General features: G+C 69.5%; 14 protein-coding genes. 8 read left to right on the plus strand and 6 right to left on the minus strand.

The window, feature by feature from the left end; translation table 11 throughout:
• Positions 1–4: 4 nt before the first annotated feature.
• Both HA630_RS14475 and HA630_RS14480 read left to right on the plus strand, forming a co-directional pair.
• Entirely contained in the window at positions 5–919 is a 915-nt protein-coding gene (locus tag HA630_RS14475) for a 5'-nucleotidase (protein ID WP_166835533.1), read from the plus strand.
• 53 nt (positions 920–972) lie between these two features.
• A complete protein-coding gene (locus tag HA630_RS14480; protein ID WP_166835536.1) occupies positions 973–2,643 on the plus strand; it encodes a choice-of-anchor I family protein in 1,671 nt (556 codons plus the stop codon).
• A gap of 49 nt (positions 2,644–2,692) precedes the next feature.
• Here the strand turns inward: HA630_RS14480 and HA630_RS14485 are convergent, their stop codons facing one another.
• A complete protein-coding gene (locus HA630_RS14485; RefSeq protein WP_166835538.1) occupies positions 2,693–3,496 on the minus strand; it encodes an exodeoxyribonuclease III in 804 nt (267 codons plus the stop codon).
• On the opposite strand from HA630_RS14485, the gene pyrE reads away from it, so the two are divergent.
• The gene (gene pyrE, locus HA630_RS14490) at positions 3,495–4,196 is read left to right on the plus strand and encodes an orotate phosphoribosyltransferase (RefSeq protein WP_166835540.1); all 702 of its coding nucleotides are present in this window, start codon (positions 3,495–3,497) and stop codon (positions 4,194–4,196) included. The two genes, HA630_RS14485 and pyrE, sit on opposite strands and share 2 nt — an antisense overlap.
• A 16-nt stretch (positions 4,197–4,212) precedes the next feature.
• Positions 4,213–4,911, plus strand: a complete 699-nt coding sequence (locus HA630_RS14495) for a DUF4124 domain-containing protein (protein WP_166835542.1) — start codon at positions 4,213–4,215, stop codon at positions 4,909–4,911.
• Here HA630_RS14495 and gatB read toward each other — a convergent pair whose 3' ends face one another.
• From gatB to gatC, 3 genes are read right to left on the minus strand one after another with little or no spacing between them, the layout of a single operon-like run.
• A complete protein-coding gene (gatB, locus tag HA630_RS14500; RefSeq protein WP_166835544.1) occupies positions 4,912–6,414 on the minus strand; it encodes an Asp-tRNA(Asn)/Glu-tRNA(Gln) amidotransferase subunit GatB in 1,503 nt (500 codons plus the stop codon). It abuts the gene before it with no gap.
• A gap of 14 nt (positions 6,415–6,428) precedes the next feature.
• Positions 6,429–7,919, minus strand: a complete 1,491-nt coding sequence (gatA, locus tag HA630_RS14505; protein WP_166835546.1) for an Asp-tRNA(Asn)/Glu-tRNA(Gln) amidotransferase subunit GatA — start codon at positions 7,917–7,919, stop codon at positions 6,429–6,431.
• Positions 7,916–8,215, minus strand: a complete 300-nt coding sequence (gatC, locus tag HA630_RS14510) for an Asp-tRNA(Asn)/Glu-tRNA(Gln) amidotransferase subunit GatC (RefSeq protein WP_166835548.1) — start codon at positions 8,213–8,215, stop codon at positions 7,916–7,918. The genes gatA and gatC overlap by 4 nt, the downstream gene beginning before the upstream one ends.
• Positions 8,216–8,471: 256 nt before the next feature.
• Here gatC and HA630_RS14515 point away from each other — a divergent pair, with 256 nt between their 5' ends.
• The 4 genes from HA630_RS14515 to mrdA are packed head-to-tail and all read left to right on the plus strand — an operon-like array spanning position 8,472 to position 12,919.
• Positions 8,472–9,518, plus strand: a complete 1,047-nt coding sequence (locus HA630_RS14515; RefSeq protein ID WP_166835550.1) for a rod shape-determining protein — start codon at positions 8,472–8,474, stop codon at positions 9,516–9,518.
• Between the two features lie 18 nt (positions 9,519–9,536).
• Entirely contained in the window at positions 9,537–10,424 is an 888-nt protein-coding gene (gene mreC, locus HA630_RS14520; RefSeq protein WP_166835552.1) for a rod shape-determining protein MreC, read from the plus strand.
• Positions 10,421–10,951 carry a rod shape-determining protein MreD gene (mreD, locus tag HA630_RS14525; protein WP_166835554.1) on the plus strand — a complete coding sequence of 177 codons (531 nt, stop codon included), beginning with the start codon at positions 10,421–10,423 and terminating at the stop codon, positions 10,949–10,951. Before mreC ends, mreD begins: the two co-directional genes overlap by 4 nt.
• Positions 10,952–10,960: 9 nt before the next feature.
• Positions 10,961–12,919 carry a penicillin-binding protein 2 gene (gene mrdA / locus HA630_RS14530; protein WP_166835556.1) on the plus strand — a complete coding sequence of 653 codons (1,959 nt, stop codon included), beginning with the start codon at positions 10,961–10,963 and terminating at the stop codon, positions 12,917–12,919.
• Positions 12,920–12,959: 40 nt separating this feature from the next.
• Here mrdA and HA630_RS14535 read toward each other — a convergent pair whose 3' ends face one another.
• Positions 12,960–13,724: a TSUP family transporter gene (locus HA630_RS14535; protein WP_166835562.1), complete on the minus strand. Its 765-nt coding sequence runs from the start codon at positions 13,722–13,724 to the stop codon at positions 12,960–12,962.
• Positions 13,725–13,829: 105 nt separating this feature from the next.
• Positions 13,830–15,266: an ammonium transporter gene (locus tag HA630_RS14540; RefSeq protein ID WP_166835564.1), complete on the minus strand. Its 1,437-nt coding sequence runs from the start codon at positions 15,264–15,266 to the stop codon at positions 13,830–13,832.
• Positions 15,267–15,293 lie beyond the last annotated feature (27 nt).

Genomic DNA, 15,293 nt, shown 5'->3' on the forward strand with positions numbered 1-15,293 from the left:
CACCATGCCCGCCACCCTCGAAGGCCAGCTCGTCGTCGCCATTTCCTCCCGCGCCCTGTTCGACTTCGAGGCCGAGAACCGTGTCTTCGAAGACGGCGACGACCGCGCCTACATGCGGTTGCAGCTGGAGCGACTGGAGCAACCGGCCGGCCCGGGTGTGGCGTTTTCGCTGGTGCGCAAGCTGCTCAGTTTCAACACCGGCGACACCCCGCGGGTGGAGGTGGTCATCCTCTCGCGCAACGACCCGGTCTCGGGCATGCGGGTGTTCCGCTCGGCCCAGCACTACGGCCTGCCCATCCAACGCGGCGTGTTCACCCGCGGCCAGGCGCCGTGGCGTTACCTGCGGCCGCTGCGCGCCCACCTGTTCCTCTCCACCCACCTGAGCGACGTGCGCGCCGCGCTCGACGCGGGCGTGCCCGCGGCGCAGGTGTACCCGCAGTCGGTGCACGCCAGCGACGCCCACCCGCACGAGGTGCGCATCGCCTTCGACGGCGACGCGGTGCTGTTCTCCGACGAGGCCGAGCGGGTGTTCCAGGCCCAGGGCCTGAACGCCTTCCAGCAGCACGAGTCCAGCAAGGCCGCCCAGCCCCTGCCCGGTGGGCCGTTCAAGCCGCTGCTCGAAGCGCTGCACCGCCTGCAGGACGCGGGCACCGCGCACATGCGCATCCGCACCGCGCTGGTCACCGCCCGCAGCGCACCGGCCCACGAACGCGCCATCCGCACCCTGATGGACTGGCACATCGAGGTGGACGAGGCGCTGTTCCTGGGCGGCCTGCCCAAGGGCGAATTCCTGCGCGAGTTCGAACCCGACTTTTTCTTCGACGACCAGACCGGCCACATCGAACACGCCGCGCGCCATGTGCCGGCCGGGCACGTGGCCAGCGGGGTGGCCAACCCAGCGCCGGCGTCATCAAACTGACACCCGCGCGGCCTAGAGTGCGGCGGTCAACCCCGTCACACACAGGCCCACCCATGAAACCTCTGCCCTTTGCCTGGCGCCCCCTTGCGGGCGCCGCCCTGCTCGCCGTCGCCGTCGCCGTCGGCGCCGCCGCCCAATCGGCCACCCAGGCCCCCGGCGGCCTCACGCTGGAGAAGATCGGCGGCTTTGCCCACCCTGGCGGCGCCAGCTCGTCGGAAGTCACCGCCTACGACCCCGCCACCCGCCGCCTCTACGTCGTCAACGGCGCGCTGGGCACGGTGGACGTGCTGGACGTGCGTCAGGCCGCGGCGCCGCAGCTGGTCGCCACCCTGAAGGCCACCGACTACTGGCCCGACGCCGGCGGCGTCAACAGCGTGGCGGTGCACCAGGGCCTGGTGGCGCTGGCGGTGGAAGCCCGCGTCAAAACCGACCCCGGCCGCGTGGTGGTGCTGCGCACCCGCGACCTGGGCGTGGCCGGCACCGCCCCGGTGGGCGCCCTGCCCGACATGCTGACCTTCACCCCCAACGGCGCCACCCTGCTGGTGGCCAACGAGGGCGAACCCAATTCCTATGGTCAGGCCGATTCGGTGGACCCCGAAGGCTCCATCAGCCTGATCGACGTGCGCGCCCTCAACGCCCAGAGCCACCAGTTGGCCCTGCCGGTGCGCACCGCCGATTTCCGCGCCTTCAACGACCGCAAAGACGCCCTGCTGGCCGCCGGCGTGCGCATTTTTGGGCCGGGCGCCAGCGTGGCGCAAGACCTGGAGCCCGAATACATCGCCGTGGCCGACCACGGCCGCACCGCCTACATCACCCTGCAGGAAAACAACGCCGTGGCAGTGCTCGACATCGCCTCGGCCACCGTCACCGACATCAAGCCGCTGGGCACCAAAGACCACAGCCTGCCCGGCAACGGCATGGACGTGAGCAACGAGGACGCCGGCGTCAACACCAACAGCGGCCAGCCACGGGTGAACATTGCCCCGGTGCCGGTCAAGGGCCTGTACATGCCCGACGCCATCGCCAGCTACAGCGTCAACGGCCAGACCTACCTGATCACCGCCAACGAGGGCGACGCCCGCGAATACGCCGGCCTGCCCGGCGGCCGCGAAGACCCGCGCGTGCGCGATCACTGTGGCGTGGGCGGTTTCGACCCCGCCGTCTTCGGGCCGGCCGCGACCACCCTGGGCAACGACTCCAACCTGGGCCGCCTGCGCATCACCCAGTTCCCCGGCGGCCAGCGCACCGGCAAGAACGCCGCCGGCCAGTGCAACGAACTCGTGTCCTTCGGCGCCCGCTCCTTCTCCATCTGGGACACCGACCTGAACCGCGTCTTCGATTCGGGCGACCAGTTCGAGCGCTTGACCCAGAACCTGCCCAACGTGCCCTTCAACGCCAGCAACGACAACGCCACGCTGGACGACCGCAGCCCGGCCAAAGGCCCCGAGCCCGAAGGCGTGGCGGTGGCGCGCCTGGGCAGCCGCACCTACGCCTTCATCGGGCTGGAGCGGGTCGGCGGCATCATGGTCTACGACGTGACGCAACCGCGCGCACCGCAGTTCGTGCACTACACCAACAGCCGCCAGGGCATGGACGGCGACCGCGGTCCCGAAGGCGTGCTGGTGATCCCCGCGCAGGACTCGCCCGACGGCACCCCCTGGCTGGTGGTGGGCCACGAAACCAGCGGCACCACGGTCATCTACCGCATCCAGCACGGCCACTGAGGCACCGGGCCGAGCGGCAGCGACCCGGCCCCTCGCCTGGGGCCGGCGCTCACAAGGTGAAGTCGTACTCCACCGTCAACGGCGCGTGGTCGCTGAAGCGCTGGTCCTTGTACACGCTGGCGCGGCGGGCGGTGGCGGCCAGCGCCGGCGTGGCCAGGTGGTAGTCGATGCGCCAGCCCACGTTCTTGGCCCAGGCCTGGCCGCGGTTGCTCCACCAGGTGTAGGCGGCGTCGGACTCGTCGGGGTGCAGGCGGCGGTACACGTCCACCAGGCCGCCTTCGGTGAGCAGCTTGGTCATCCAGGCGCGTTCTTCGGGCAAAAAGCCGCTGTTCTTCAGGTTGCCTTTCCAGTTTTTCAGGTCTTTTTCGTGGTGGGCGATGTTCACGTCGCCCACCAGCAGCACCTCGCGCTGGGCGCGCAGGCCGGCCAACCAGGGGTAGATGCGGTCCAGGAAGCGGTACTTGGCCGCCTGCCGCTCGTCACCCGACGAGCCGCTGGGGAAATAGCAACTGAGGAGGCTGAACTTGCGCTGCGGCGTGTCGAAACGCAGCTCCACGCAGCGGCCTTCGTCGTCGAACTCGGGCTCGCCCATGCCCACCACCACGTCGCTGGGCGCGTGGCGGGTGTACAGGCCCACGCCCGAATAGCCCTTCTTGACCGCGTAGTGGAAATAGCCCTGCAGCCCGGCCAGGGCCTCGAACTTGCCGGCCACGTCGGGCGCCTGGGCCTTGAGCTCCTGCACGCCCATACAATCGGGCGCAGTGGCCGCGACCCATTCTTCGAGCCCCTTGGCGGTGGCGGAACGGATGCCGTTGAGGTTGAGGCTGGTCAGTCGAAACAAGGATTTCCCCATGGTGGTTGAAGCAGGCGCGCCGGTCGATGCACTGGCGCAGGCGTTTGTGCAATTTTCCGTCGAATCGGGCGTGCTGCGCTTTGGCGAATTCAAGACCAAGGCCGGGCGCCTGAGCCCCTACTTCTTCAACGCCGGCCTGTTCGACGACGGCGCCAAGCTGGGCCGGTTGGCCGAGTTCTACGCCCAGCGCATCCTGGCCAGCGGCGTCGGGTTCGACATGATCTTCGGCCCCGCCTACAAGGGCATCCCGCTGGCGGCGGCTGTGGCCATCGAACTGGCGCGGCAAGGGCGCAACGTGCCGTTTGCCTACAACCGCAAGGAAGCCAAGGACCACGGCGAAGGCGGCACCCTGGTGGGCGCGCCGCTGCAGGGCCGGGTGCTGGTGATCGACGACGTGATGAGCGCCGGCACCGCCGCGCGCGAATCGATCGCGTTGATCCGCGCCGCCGGCGCCACGCCGCACGCGGTGGCGATCGCGCTGGACCGCCAGGAAATGGCCACCGAACCCGCCCCCGAAGGCGGCGTGCGCGACGTGCCCTACAGCGCGGTGCAGTACGTGCGCGAACAGCTGGGCCTGCAGGTCTGCGCGATTGCCAAGCTGGCCGATTTGCTGCAGTATCTGCAAGCCCACGCGGGCGACGCCATGGCCGAACACCGCCAGCGGGTGCAGGCCTACCGCGACCGCTACGGCGTGCAGTGACCCCCCTTCCGCCCCCATGCCACGCCCCGCTGCCCGTTACGCCCCAGTGCCGCGTCCCAGGCCGCACCCTGGCCGGTGGGGGGCCGTCTGGGCCGGTGTACTCCTGCTGTGGGCAGGCAGCGCCAGCGCCCAGACCGGCAGCATCTACACCTGCGTGGACGCCCAGGGCCGGCGCCTGACCTCCGACCGCCCCATCGCCGAATGCATGGACCGGGAGCAGCGCGAACTCAACCGCAGCGGCACGCTGCGCCGGGTGGTGCGGCCCGAACCCACCGCCGCCGAACGCGCCGCCGAAGCCGCGCGCCTCAAGGCCGAGGCCGAGGCCCTGGCCCGCCTGAACGAACAGCGCCGGCGCGAACAGCTGCTGCTCAACCGCTACCCCAACACCGACGCGCACCAGCGCGCCCGCGCCGACGCCCTGCACCAGATCGACGACGTGATGGCCGCGGTGCTCAAGCGCGAACAGGAGTTGAACCAGCAGCGCCGAGCCATCGAGGAAGAACTGGAGTTCTACCAACGGGACCCGAGCAAAGCCCCGGAATGGCTCAAGCGCCGCCAGGCCGACAACGCGCAGCAGCGCGAGCTGCAGGCGCAGTACCTGGCCGACCAGGAGCGCGAGAAGGTCCGCCTCAACGCCCTGTTCGACGAAGAGCTGCAGCTGCTGCAGCGCCTCTGGGTGCAGCAGCCAGCGGCCCCCGCCCAGCCCAAGCGCTGATCAGCCCAGCGCCTGTTTCAGCAGCTCGTTGACCTGGCCCGGGTTGGCTTTGCCCTGGCTGGCCTTCATGACCTGCCCCACCAGCGCGTTGAAGGCCTTGTCCTTGCCGGCGCGGTACTCGGCCACGTTCTTCTCGTTGGCCGCCACCACCTGGGCGATGAGGGCCTCCAGCGCGCCGCTGTCGTTCATCTGCTTGAGGCCCTTGGCCTCGATGAGGGCGTCGATCTGCGCGGTCGCGCTACCGGCTGCTTCAAAGCGATCTGAACCCGTTTCTCCAGCGGCCATCTGCCCCCACAGCGCGTCCAGCACCTGCCGGGCGGCGTTGTTGCTGATGGTGTTGTCGGCAATGCGGGCGATCAGGGCCGCCAGTTGCGCCGCGCTCACCGGCGCCTGGGTGATGTCTTTTTCCTCCGCGTTCAGGCGGCGCGACACCTCGCCCATGACCCAGTTGCTGACCAGCTTGGGCTGGCCACAGGCTTGGGCCGCGGCCTCGAAGTAGACGCCCATCGCCGGGCTTTGCGTCAGCGTGGTGGCATCGTATTCGGGCAGGCCGTAGTCGCGCACGAAGCGCTCGGCCTGGGCGCGTGGCAACTCGGGCATCTCGGCGCGCACCCGCTCCACCCACTCGCGCTCGATCACCAGCGGCGGCAGGTCGGGGTCGGGGAAGTAGCGGTAGTCGGCCGCGTCTTCCTTGGTGCGCATGGCGCGGGTTTCGCCGGTGTCGGGGTCGAACAGCACGGTGGCCTGCTGGATCTCAAAACCGTCTTCGATCTGTTCGATCTGCCAGCGCACCTCGAAGTCGATGGCCTGCTGCATGAACTTGAAGGAGTTCAGGTTCTTGATCTCGCGGCGCGTGCCCAGCGGCGCGCCCGGCTTGCGCACGCTCACGTTGGCGTCGCAGCGGAAGCTGCCTTCCTGCATGTTGCCGTCGCAGATGCCGATCCAGGTGACGATCTTGTGCAGCTCCTTGGCGTAGGCCACGGCCTCGGCGCTGGAGCGGATGTCGGGCTCGGTCACGATCTCCAGCAAGGGCGTGCCGGCGCGGTTCAGGTCGATGCCGGACTGGCCGTGGAAGTCCTCGTGCAGCGATTTGCCCGCGTCTTCTTCCAGGTGGGCACGCACCAGGCGCACGGTCTTTTTCTCGTCGCCCAAGTAGAACGACACCTCGCCGCCCTGGACCACCGGGATCTCGAACTGGCTGATCTGATAACCCTTGGGCAAGTCGGGGTAGAAGTAGTTTTTGCGCGCAAAAACGCTGCGCTCGGCCACGTGGGAGCCCACGGCCAGGCCGAACCGGATGGCGCGCTCGACCGCGCCCCGGTTCATGACCGGCAGCGTGCCGGGCAAGGCCATGTCCACCGCGCAGGCCTGGGTGTTGGGCTCGGCGCCAAAGGCCACGCTGGCGCGGCTGAAAATTTTGCTGTTCGTGGAGAGTTGGGCGTGGGTCTCGAAGCCGATCACGACCTCGTAACCCTGCACCAACAGGGATGTTGCTTTGCTCATGGTGTCTTGCCCCTTCAGCACCCGGCCGGGGCGCGGGTGTGCCAGTCGGTGGCGCACTGGAAATGGTGGGCCGCGCCCAGCAGGCGCGCCTCCTGGAAGTAATTGCCGATCAGCTGCATACCGACAGGCATGCCCGCGGCGCCCAAGCCCACCGGCACGCTCATGCCCGGCAGGCCGGAGAGCGACGCCGGCAGCGTGTAGATGTCGGCCAGGTAGGCGGCCACGGGGTCGTCGTTCTTCTCGCCGATCTTCCACGCCACGCTGGGCGCCACCGGGCCGGCGATCACGTCGCATTGCTGGAAGGCGGCCTGGAAGTCCTGCGCGATCAGGCGGCGGATCTGCTGCGCCTTGATGTAGTAGGCGTCGTAGTAGCCGTGGCTCAGCACGTAGGTGCCGATCAGGATGCGGCGCTGCACCTCCCGCCCAAAGCCTTCGCTGCGCGACTTCTTGTACATGTCGGCCAGGTCGGCGTAGTCTTTCGCGCGGTGGCCGAACTTCACGCCGTCGAAGCGGCTGAGGTTGGAGCTGGCCTCGGCCGGGGCGATGATGTAGTAGGCGGGAATGGACAGTTCGGTGCGCGGTAGGGAAATGTCCACCAGCGTGGCGCCCAGCTTTTCGTACTCGGCCAAGGCAGCACGCAGGGCGGCCAGCACGTCGGGGGCGCAGCCGTCGCCAAAAAACTCTTTGGGCAGGCCGATGCGCAGGCCCTTGAGCGGCTGCGCGGCGGTGGCACCGGCCAGGGGCTGGCCCAGCCCGGCGGTGTAGTCCTCGGCCGGGCGGTCCAGGCTGGTGGAATCGCGGTCCAGGTCCGGGCCGGCCATGGCGCTGAGCAACAGAGCGCAGTCGCGCGCGCTGCGGGCCATGGGGCCGGCCTGGTCCAGGCTGGAGGCGTAGGCCACCATGCCGTAGCGCGAGCAACGCCCGTAGGTGGGTTTGATGCCGGTGATGCCGGTGAAGCTGGCGGGCTGGCGGATCGAGCCGCCGGTGTCGGTGCCGGTGGCGGCCGGGGCCAGGCCCGCGGCCACCGCGGCGGCGGAACCGCCCGAGGAGCCGCCGGGCACGCGCTCGGTGTCCCAGGGGTTGCGCGCCGGGCCGTAGGCCGAGTTGTCGTTGCCCGAGCCCATGGCGAATTCGTCGCAATTCAGCTTGCCCAGCGTCACCATGCCGGCGTCGGCCAGTTGGCGCACCACGGTGGCGTCGAACGGGCTGCGGTAGCCTTCCAGCATCTTGCTGCCGGCGGTGGTCGGGAAGTCGGTGGTGACGAAGATGTCCTTGTGCGCCAGCGGCACGCCCAGCAAGGGGCTGCGCTCGCCCGCGGCGAGGCGGGCGTCGGCGGCGCGGGCCTGGGCCAGGCTGGCGTCTTCGTTCAAGGCCAAATAGGCGCCCAAATGGGCGTGCGCCCGGGCGCGGGCCAGGAAGTGCTGGGTCACTTCCACGCTGGAGACCTCGCGCGCGGCCAGCCGGGCCGCCAACGCGGTCACGTCGAGTTGGTGCAAGTCGTTCATTCAATCACCTTGGGCACCAGGAACAGGCCGCGCTCCACGGCCGGGGCGCTGCGCTGGTTGGCGTCGCGCTGGTTGGGTTCGCTCACCACGTCGTCGCGCAGGCGCAGCGCCACGTGGTCGATCACGGCGGTGGGGTGGGCCAGCGGCTCCACGCCGGTGGTGTCCACCGCCCGCATCTGTTCCACGGTGTCGAAAAAGCCGTTCAGGCGGGTCAGCATGCCCTGGGCATGCGCCTCGTCCAGCTCCAGCCGCGCCAGGTTGGCGATGCGGCCGATGTCTTGCAAGGTCAGGGACATGGGGGTGGTCAGGGGTTGGTCGCGGGGAATGAAACCGCGTGTAAAACCAAGGAAAAAACCGGCGCCGGGGCGACGCGGTCAAAGTTATACACAGGGGATGCGGTATTATCCAAGGTTTGGTGAACCGGTCCGAAAAGCACGGCTTTCGGACCCGAAGTTTCCACAAACCACCCCGATTTTCAGCCAAAAACACTCCGGCGCTGCCCGCGTACATGCGCAAGCCGGGCCCCGGGCAGGCCGCACTGGACGCTCCATCATGTTCGAATCTTTCCGTCGGCGCTTCTCGACCGACCTGGCCATCGACCTCGGCACCGCCAACACCCTCATTTACGTGCGCAACAAGGGCATCGTGCTGGACGAGCCCTCGGTGGTCTCGATCCGCCACGAAGGCGGCCCCCAGGGCAAGAAAACCATCCAGGCCGTGGGCCACGAGGCCAAGGCCATGCTAGGCAAGGTGCCCGGCAACATCGAAGCCATCCGGCCCATGAAGGACGGCGTGATCGCCGACTTCACCGTCACCGAACAGATGCTCAAGCAGTTCATCAAGATGGTGCACCCGCGCTCGATGCTCAAGCCGAGCCCACGCATCATCATCTGCGTGCCCTGCGGCTCCACCCAGGTGGAGCGCCGCGCCATCCGCGAAAGCGCGCTGGGCGCCGGCGCCGCCGAGGTCTACCTGATCGAGGAACCCATGGCCGCGGCCATCGGCGCCGGCCTGCCGGTGTCCGAGGCGTCCGGCTCCATGGTGGTGGACATCGGCGGGGGCACCACCGAAGTCGGCGTCATTTCCCTGGGCGGCATGGTCTACAAGGGCAGCGTGCGGGTGGGCGGCGACAAGTTCGACGAGGCCATCATCAACTACATCCGCCGCAACTACGGCATGCTGATCGGTGAGCCCACGGCCGAGGCCATCAAGAAGAGCATCGGCAGCGCCTTCCCGGGCTCCGAGGTCAAGGAAATGGAAGTCAAGGGCCGCAACCTGAGCGAAGGCGTGCCGCGCAGCTTCACCATCAGCTCCAACGAGGTGCTGGAGGCCCTGACCGACCCGATCAACCAGATCGTCAGCGCCGTCAAGACCGCGCTGGAACAGACCCCGCCCGAGCTGGGCGCCGACATCGCCGAGCGCGGCATGATGCTGACCGGCGGTGGCGCCCTGCTGCGCGACCTGGACCGCCTGCTGTCCGAAGAAACCGGCCTGCCGGTGCTGGTGGCCGAGGAACCGCTGCTGTGCGTGGTCAAGGGGTGCGGCATGGCGCTGGACCGCATGGACCGCCTGGGCGGCAGCATCTTCACCAACGAATAAGCCCGCACGCCGTCGACCATGCCGCTCGGTACCGTCGACCGCGCCCCGCCGCCCTTCTTCAAGCAAGGGCCGTCGGCGTTTTCCAAGCTGGTGGTGCTCAGCGCGCTGGCGCTGCTGCTGATGGTGGTGGACGCCCGCCGCCAGTGGACCGCGCCGCTGCGCGCGGCCACCGCCAGCGTGCTCTACCCGGTGCAGTGGCTGGCGCTGCAACCGGTGCGGCTGGCGCAGTGGGCCGGCCACTACGTGGGCAGCCTGGCCGACGCCCAGCAGGCGGCGGCCGAGGCGCGCACCGAACTGGTGCGCCAGGCGCAGCGTGCCAGCATCGTCGAGCACCTGGCCCAGGAAAACCGCGAACTGCGCACCCTGCTGGGCATGCGCGAGCGGCTGCCGCCCAACGCGCGCGGCGCCGAAATCCTCTACGAGTCCCCCGACCCCTATTCGCGCAAGGTCGTCATCGACCAGGGCCAGGCCCAGGGCGTGCAGCCCGGCTCGCCGGTGATGGACGGTTACGGCGTCATGGGCCAGGTCACGCGGGTCTACCCCGCCACGGCCGAGGTGACGCTGCTGATCGACAATCAGCAGGCCATCCCCGTCATCAACACCCGCACCGGGCAGCGCAGCCTGGCGTTCGGGGTGCAGGGCGCGCGCGAAGGCCGGCTGGAGCTGCGCTTCGAGTCGGTCAACACCGAGGCCGAGCCGGGCGACATCCTGACCACCAGCGGGGTGGACGGCATTTACCCGCCCGGCCTGCCGGTGGCGCGGGTGTTGAAGGTGGCGGTGGTCGATGGCTCGGGCTTCTCGCGCATCGAATGCGAACCGCTGGCGCGCATGCACAACACGCTGCACGTGCTGGTGGTCGACCCCTTGAGCGACGGGCGCCGCCCTGGGGCGGAGGCGGCGCGATGATCATGCGACCGGGCCAGGCGCTGCTGCTGCCGGCCAACCCGTGGTTCGTCTGGGGCTCGCTGCTGGCCACGCTGGTGCTGGGCATGGCCGCGCAGGTGGGGCTGGCCGGGCGGGCGCCCTGGATGCCCGACCTGCTGGCGGTGGTGCTGGTGTTCTGGAGCGTGCACCAGCCGCTGCGGGTGGGCGTGGGCACCGCGTTCGCGCTGGGCCTGCTGGTGGACGTGCACCACGGCGCCCTGCTGGGCCAGCACGCGCTGGCCTACACCGTGCTGGGCTACCTGGCGGTGTTGGTGCACCGCCGCCTGCTGTGGTTCAACCTGCCCACCCAGGCACTGCACGTGCTGCCCCTGTTCGCGGTGGCCCACGCGCTGCAGTGGCTGGTGCGTCTGCTGGCCGGCGACACCGCGCCCGGCTGGGGGCTGGCCCTGGCCCCGGTGCTGGAAACGCTGCTCTGGCCGCTGGCCACGCAGCTGTTGCTGGCGCCGCAGCGGCGCGCCCACGACCCCGATGAAAACCGCCCCATCTGAGGCCCCGGCATGACCGAATTCAAGGACGTCCAGCGCCAGCTGGCCTTGTTTCGCACCCGGGTCTGGGTGGCCCTGGCGGTGGTCGGCGTCTGCCTGGGCCTGATCGCCCTGCGCAGCTACTACCTGCAGGTGCCGCGCCACGACGACCTGTCCGACAAGGCCGAGCGCAACCGCACCGCGGTGCTGCCCATCGTGCCGCAGCGCGGGCGCATCGTCGACCGCCACGGCGTGGTGCTGGCCGACAACCTGGCCACCTTCAGCCTGGAAATCGTGCCGGCGCGCACCCCCGACCTGGACGCCACCCTGGCCGACCTGGCCGAGATCGTCGAGGTGCAGCCGCGCGACGTGCGCCGCTTCCGCCGGCTGATGGCCGAGTCGCGGCGCTTCGACTCGCTGCCGCTGCGCCACCGCTTGAGCAACGAGGAAATGTCGCGCGTGGCGGCGCAGCTGTACCGGCTGCCGGGGGTGGAGATCCAGGCGCGGCGCCTGCGCCAGTACCCGCTGGGCGAGACCGGCGCGCACGTGATCGGCTACATCGGCCGCATCAACCAGCGCGAAAAAGAGGCCATGACCGAATGGCCCGAGGAGCGCCAGGCCAACTACCGCGGCACCGACCACATCGGCAAGCTGGGGGTGGAGCAAAGCCACGAGGACCAGTTGCACGGCACCACCGGCTTCGAGCGGGTGGAAACCTCGGCCTCCGGCCAGGCGGTGCGCCAGCTCGACGTGACCGCGCCGCTGCCGGGCGACACCATCGCCCTGTCCATCGACAGCCGGCTGCAGCACCTGGTCGAGCGCCTGTACGGTCAGCGCCGGGGCGCGCTGGTGGCGATCAACCCGCAAAACGGCGAGGTGCTGGCCTTTGTCAGCATGCCCACCTTCAACCCCAACCTGTTTGTCGAGGGCATCGACGTCGACAACTGGAAGGCACTGAACGAGTCGATCGACCGGCCGCTGCTGAACCGGGCGCTGCGCGGCACCTACCCGCCGGGGTCCACCTACAAGCCCTTCATGGCGCTGGCGGCACTGGAAACCGGCACCCGCCAGGTGGGCACCGTGGTCAACGACCCGGGCTACTGGGTGTTTGGCAACCACCGCTTCCGCAGCCACGGCGAAAAAAACCTGGGCGGGGTGGACCTGCGCCGCAGCATCATCTACTCCAGCAACGTGTACTACTACACCCTGGCCAACGACATGGGGGTGGACGCGATCCACGACTTCATGAAACCGCTGGGCCTGGGCCAGCTCACCGGCATCGACCTGCAGGGCGAGGTCCGCGGCGTGCTGCCCAGCCAGGCCTGGAAGCGCCAGACCTTCAAGCGCCCACAGGACCAGCGCTGGTTCGCCGGCGAAACCATTTCGCTCGGCATTGGGCAGGGCTACAACAGCTTCACCATGCTGCAGTTGGCCTCGGCCATGGCCACCCTGGCCAATCAGGGGGTGCGCCACACCCCGCACCTGACCCGCACCACCCAGAACCCGGCCGCCGCCAGCGCCACCCAGGCCGAGCGGCCCGACGGTGTGTCGCTGGGCTACCGCCCCGAGCACCTGCAGGCGGTGCTCAGCGCGATGGAGGCGGTGACGCAGGAAGGCACCTCGACCCGGGTGTTCGCCGGCGCGCCCTACCGCAGCGGCGGCAAAACCGGCACCGCCCAGGCGGTGACCATCGGCCAGCGCGACCGCTACGACGCGCGCCGGCTGGAAGAACACCAGCGCGACCACTCGCTCTACCTGGCCTTTGCACCGGTGGAGCGGCCCCAGGTGGCGCTGGCCGTGGTCGTGGAAAATGCCGGCTTCGGCGCGGCGCACGCGGCGCCGATCGCGCGGCGCGTGTTCGATTACCTGCTGCTGGGCCGCTACCCGAGCGAGGACGACATCCGCGCCACCCAGCAGGGCCTGACCGCCGCGCCCGTGGGCACGCCGCGCACGCTGGACGAGATTCCCTGGCCGCCCGAAGCGCAGCCCTGAGCGGCCGCAGCACCCGGGGCCGCAACGGCCAGCCCGGCGCTTAGGGCCAGGCGCGGTAGGCGTCCCAGCCGGTTTTGAGGATCAGGACCGACACCACCAGCACGAACACGCCGCGCACAAAGCCGGCGCCGTGGCGCAGGGCCAGCCGCGCGCCCAGCGTGCTGCCCAGCACATTGGCCACGGCCATGACCAGCGCGTAATGCCACCAGACGTGGCCGGTCCAGGCGAACAGCGACAGCGCCGCCAGGTTGGAGGTGGTGTTGAGCCACTTGGCCGAGGCGCTGGCGTGCAGGAAGTCGTAGCCCAGCCAACGCACGAACAGGAACACCAGGAAACTGCCGGTGCCGGGCCCGAAAAAGCCGTCGTAAAAGCCGATGCCCAGGCCCAGCGCGCAGGCGGCGGCGGCTTCGGTGCGGCCGGCGTAACGGGGTCGGTGCTGGCGCCCCAGGTCTTTGCGGGCCAGGGTGTAGAGCAGCACCGCCAACAGCACCAGCGGCAAGGCCAGGCGCCAATGGGTGGGTGGCACCCGCGTCACCAGCCAGGCGCCGGCCCAGGCCCCGGCAAAACACACCGCCGCCGCCGGCCACAGGGCGTGCCAGGGCATGTCCACCCGGCGCGCGTACTGCCAGGTGGCCGCGGCCGTGCCCCAGACCTGCGCCCCCTTGTTCACCCCGAACAGCGTGGCCGGGTGCGCCCCGGGAAAGGTCGCAAACAGCGCCGGCACCAGCACCAGGCCACCGCCACCGACGATCGCGTCCACAAACCCCGCCAGACCAGCGGCCGCGGTCACCCAGATCCATTCCATCGGCCGATTGTCGCCCACCGGCCCCCGCCCGGCCCTGCGCACCCGACGCAAAAAGGCCCGCGAGCCGAAGCTGCGCGGGCCGGGGAACAGCGACCGATTCAGGAATCAGCGGCCGTAGGCGCTCTCGCCGTGCGAGGTGATGTCCAGACCTTCGCGTTCGGCTTCTTCGCTGACACGCAGGCCCATGACCATGTCCACGATCTTGTAGGCGATGAAGGCCACGACCGCCGACCACACCATGGTGATCACCACGCCTTCGGCCTGGATGTAGAGCTGGCCGGCGATGGAGAAGTCCTCGCCGCCGGTGCCGCCCAGGCCAGGGGCCGCGAACACGCCGGTCAGCAGCGCACCCACGATACCGCCCACGCCGTGCACACCGAACACGTCCAGCGAGTCGTCGGCGCCCAGCATCTTCTTCAGGCCGCTCACGCCCCACAGGCACAGGAAGCCCGACACCAGACCGATGACGATGGCGCCCATCGGGCCGACGGAACCGCAGGCCGGGGTGATGGCCACCAGGCCGGCGACGGCACCGGAAGCGGCACCCAGCATGGAGGCCTTGCCTTTGTGCAGGGCTTCACCAATGGACCACGACAGCACGGCGGCGGCGGTGGCGACCAGGGTGTTGATGAAGGCCAGGGCCGCACCGCTGTTGGACTCCAGGTTGGAACCGGCGTTGAAGCCGAACCAGCCCACCCACAGCAGGGAAGCACCCACCATGGTCAGCGTCAGGCTGTGCGGGGCCATGGCTTCGCGGCCATAGCCGATGCGCTTGCCCACCATGTACGCACCGACCAGACCGGCCATGGCGGCGTTGATGTGCACCACGGTGCCGCCGGCGAAGTCCAGCGCGCCCTTGTCCAGCAGGTAGCCGCCCTCGCCCCACACCATGTGGGCGATCGGCAGGTAGCTGAAGGTGAACCAGATCACCGAGAACAGCAGCACGGCACCGAACTTGATGCGCTCGGCGAAGGAGCCGACGATCAGGGCGCAGGTGATACCGGCGAAGGTGGCCTGGAAGGCGATGAAGATGAATTCGGGGATCATCACGCCGTCGGTGAAGGTCGCGGCCAGCGAATCCATGGTGATGCCGGACAGGAACACCTTGTCCAGGTTGCCGATGACGAGGCCGGCCCCACCGAACGCCAGGCTGTAGCCGTAAACGGCCCACAACACGCTGATCAGCGAGAACACCACCATCACCTGCATCAGCACGGACAGCATGTTCTTGCTGCGCACCAGGCCGCCGTAGAACAGCGCCAGGCCAGGCACCGCCATCATGATGACCAGCAGCGTGGACACCATCATCCAGGCCACATCGCCCTTGTCGACGGTGGGCGCGGGTGCGGCGGCTTCGGCGGCCGGTGCCTCGGCGGCCACGGCTTCGGCCGGCGCGGCCGCCGGGGCTTCAGCGACGGGCGCGGCAGCATCGGCCGCGGGTGCGGTGACGGCGGCCGGGGCGGCGTCGGACTGTGCCATGGCAGCCACACCGCCAAACGTCAGGCCCAACCCCAGGCACAGGCTCAATAGGAACTTTTTCATGTTCGTTGCTCTTGAAAGGTGGATGGA

This window comes from Aquabacterium sp. A08 (genome assembly GCF_011742065.1).

What these genes read in the sequence shown, in the direction of transcription:
- gatC (WP_166835548.1), bottom strand. Translation starts at nt 8,215, where the DNA reads ATGTCCCTGACCTTGCAAGACATCGGCCGCATCGCCAACCTGGCGCGG.
- mreD (WP_166835554.1), top strand. Translation starts at nt 10,421, where the DNA reads ATGATCATGCGACCGGGCCAGGCGCTGCTGCTGCCGGCCAACCCGTGG.
- gatB (WP_166835544.1), bottom strand. Translation starts at nt 6,414, where the DNA reads ATGAGCAAAGCAACATCCCTGTTGGTGCAGGGTTACGAGGTCGTGATC.
- HA630_RS14540 (WP_166835564.1), bottom strand. Translation starts at nt 15,266, where the DNA reads ATGAAAAAGTTCCTATTGAGCCTGTGCCTGGGGTTGGGCCTGACGTTT.
- pyrE (WP_166835540.1), top strand. Translation starts at nt 3,495, where the DNA reads ATGGTGGTTGAAGCAGGCGCGCCGGTCGATGCACTGGCGCAGGCGTTT.
- gatA (WP_166835546.1), bottom strand. Translation starts at nt 7,919, where the DNA reads ATGAACGACTTGCACCAACTCGACGTGACCGCGTTGGCGGCCCGGCTG.
- HA630_RS14475 (WP_166835533.1), top strand. Translation starts at nt 5, where the DNA reads ATGCCCGCCACCCTCGAAGGCCAGCTCGTCGTCGCCATTTCCTCCCGC.
- HA630_RS14495 (WP_166835542.1), top strand. Translation starts at nt 4,213, where the DNA reads ATGCCACGCCCCGCTGCCCGTTACGCCCCAGTGCCGCGTCCCAGGCCG.
- HA630_RS14535 (WP_166835562.1), bottom strand. Translation starts at nt 13,724, where the DNA reads ATGGAATGGATCTGGGTGACCGCGGCCGCTGGTCTGGCGGGGTTTGTG.
- mreC (WP_166835552.1), top strand. Translation starts at nt 9,537, where the DNA reads ATGCCGCTCGGTACCGTCGACCGCGCCCCGCCGCCCTTCTTCAAGCAA.
- HA630_RS14515 (WP_166835550.1), top strand. Translation starts at nt 8,472, where the DNA reads ATGTTCGAATCTTTCCGTCGGCGCTTCTCGACCGACCTGGCCATCGAC.
- mrdA (WP_166835556.1), top strand. Translation starts at nt 10,961, where the DNA reads ATGACCGAATTCAAGGACGTCCAGCGCCAGCTGGCCTTGTTTCGCACC.
- HA630_RS14485 (WP_166835538.1), bottom strand. Translation starts at nt 3,496, where the DNA reads ATGGGGAAATCCTTGTTTCGACTGACCAGCCTCAACCTCAACGGCATC.
- HA630_RS14480 (WP_166835536.1), top strand. Translation starts at nt 973, where the DNA reads ATGAAACCTCTGCCCTTTGCCTGGCGCCCCCTTGCGGGCGCCGCCCTG.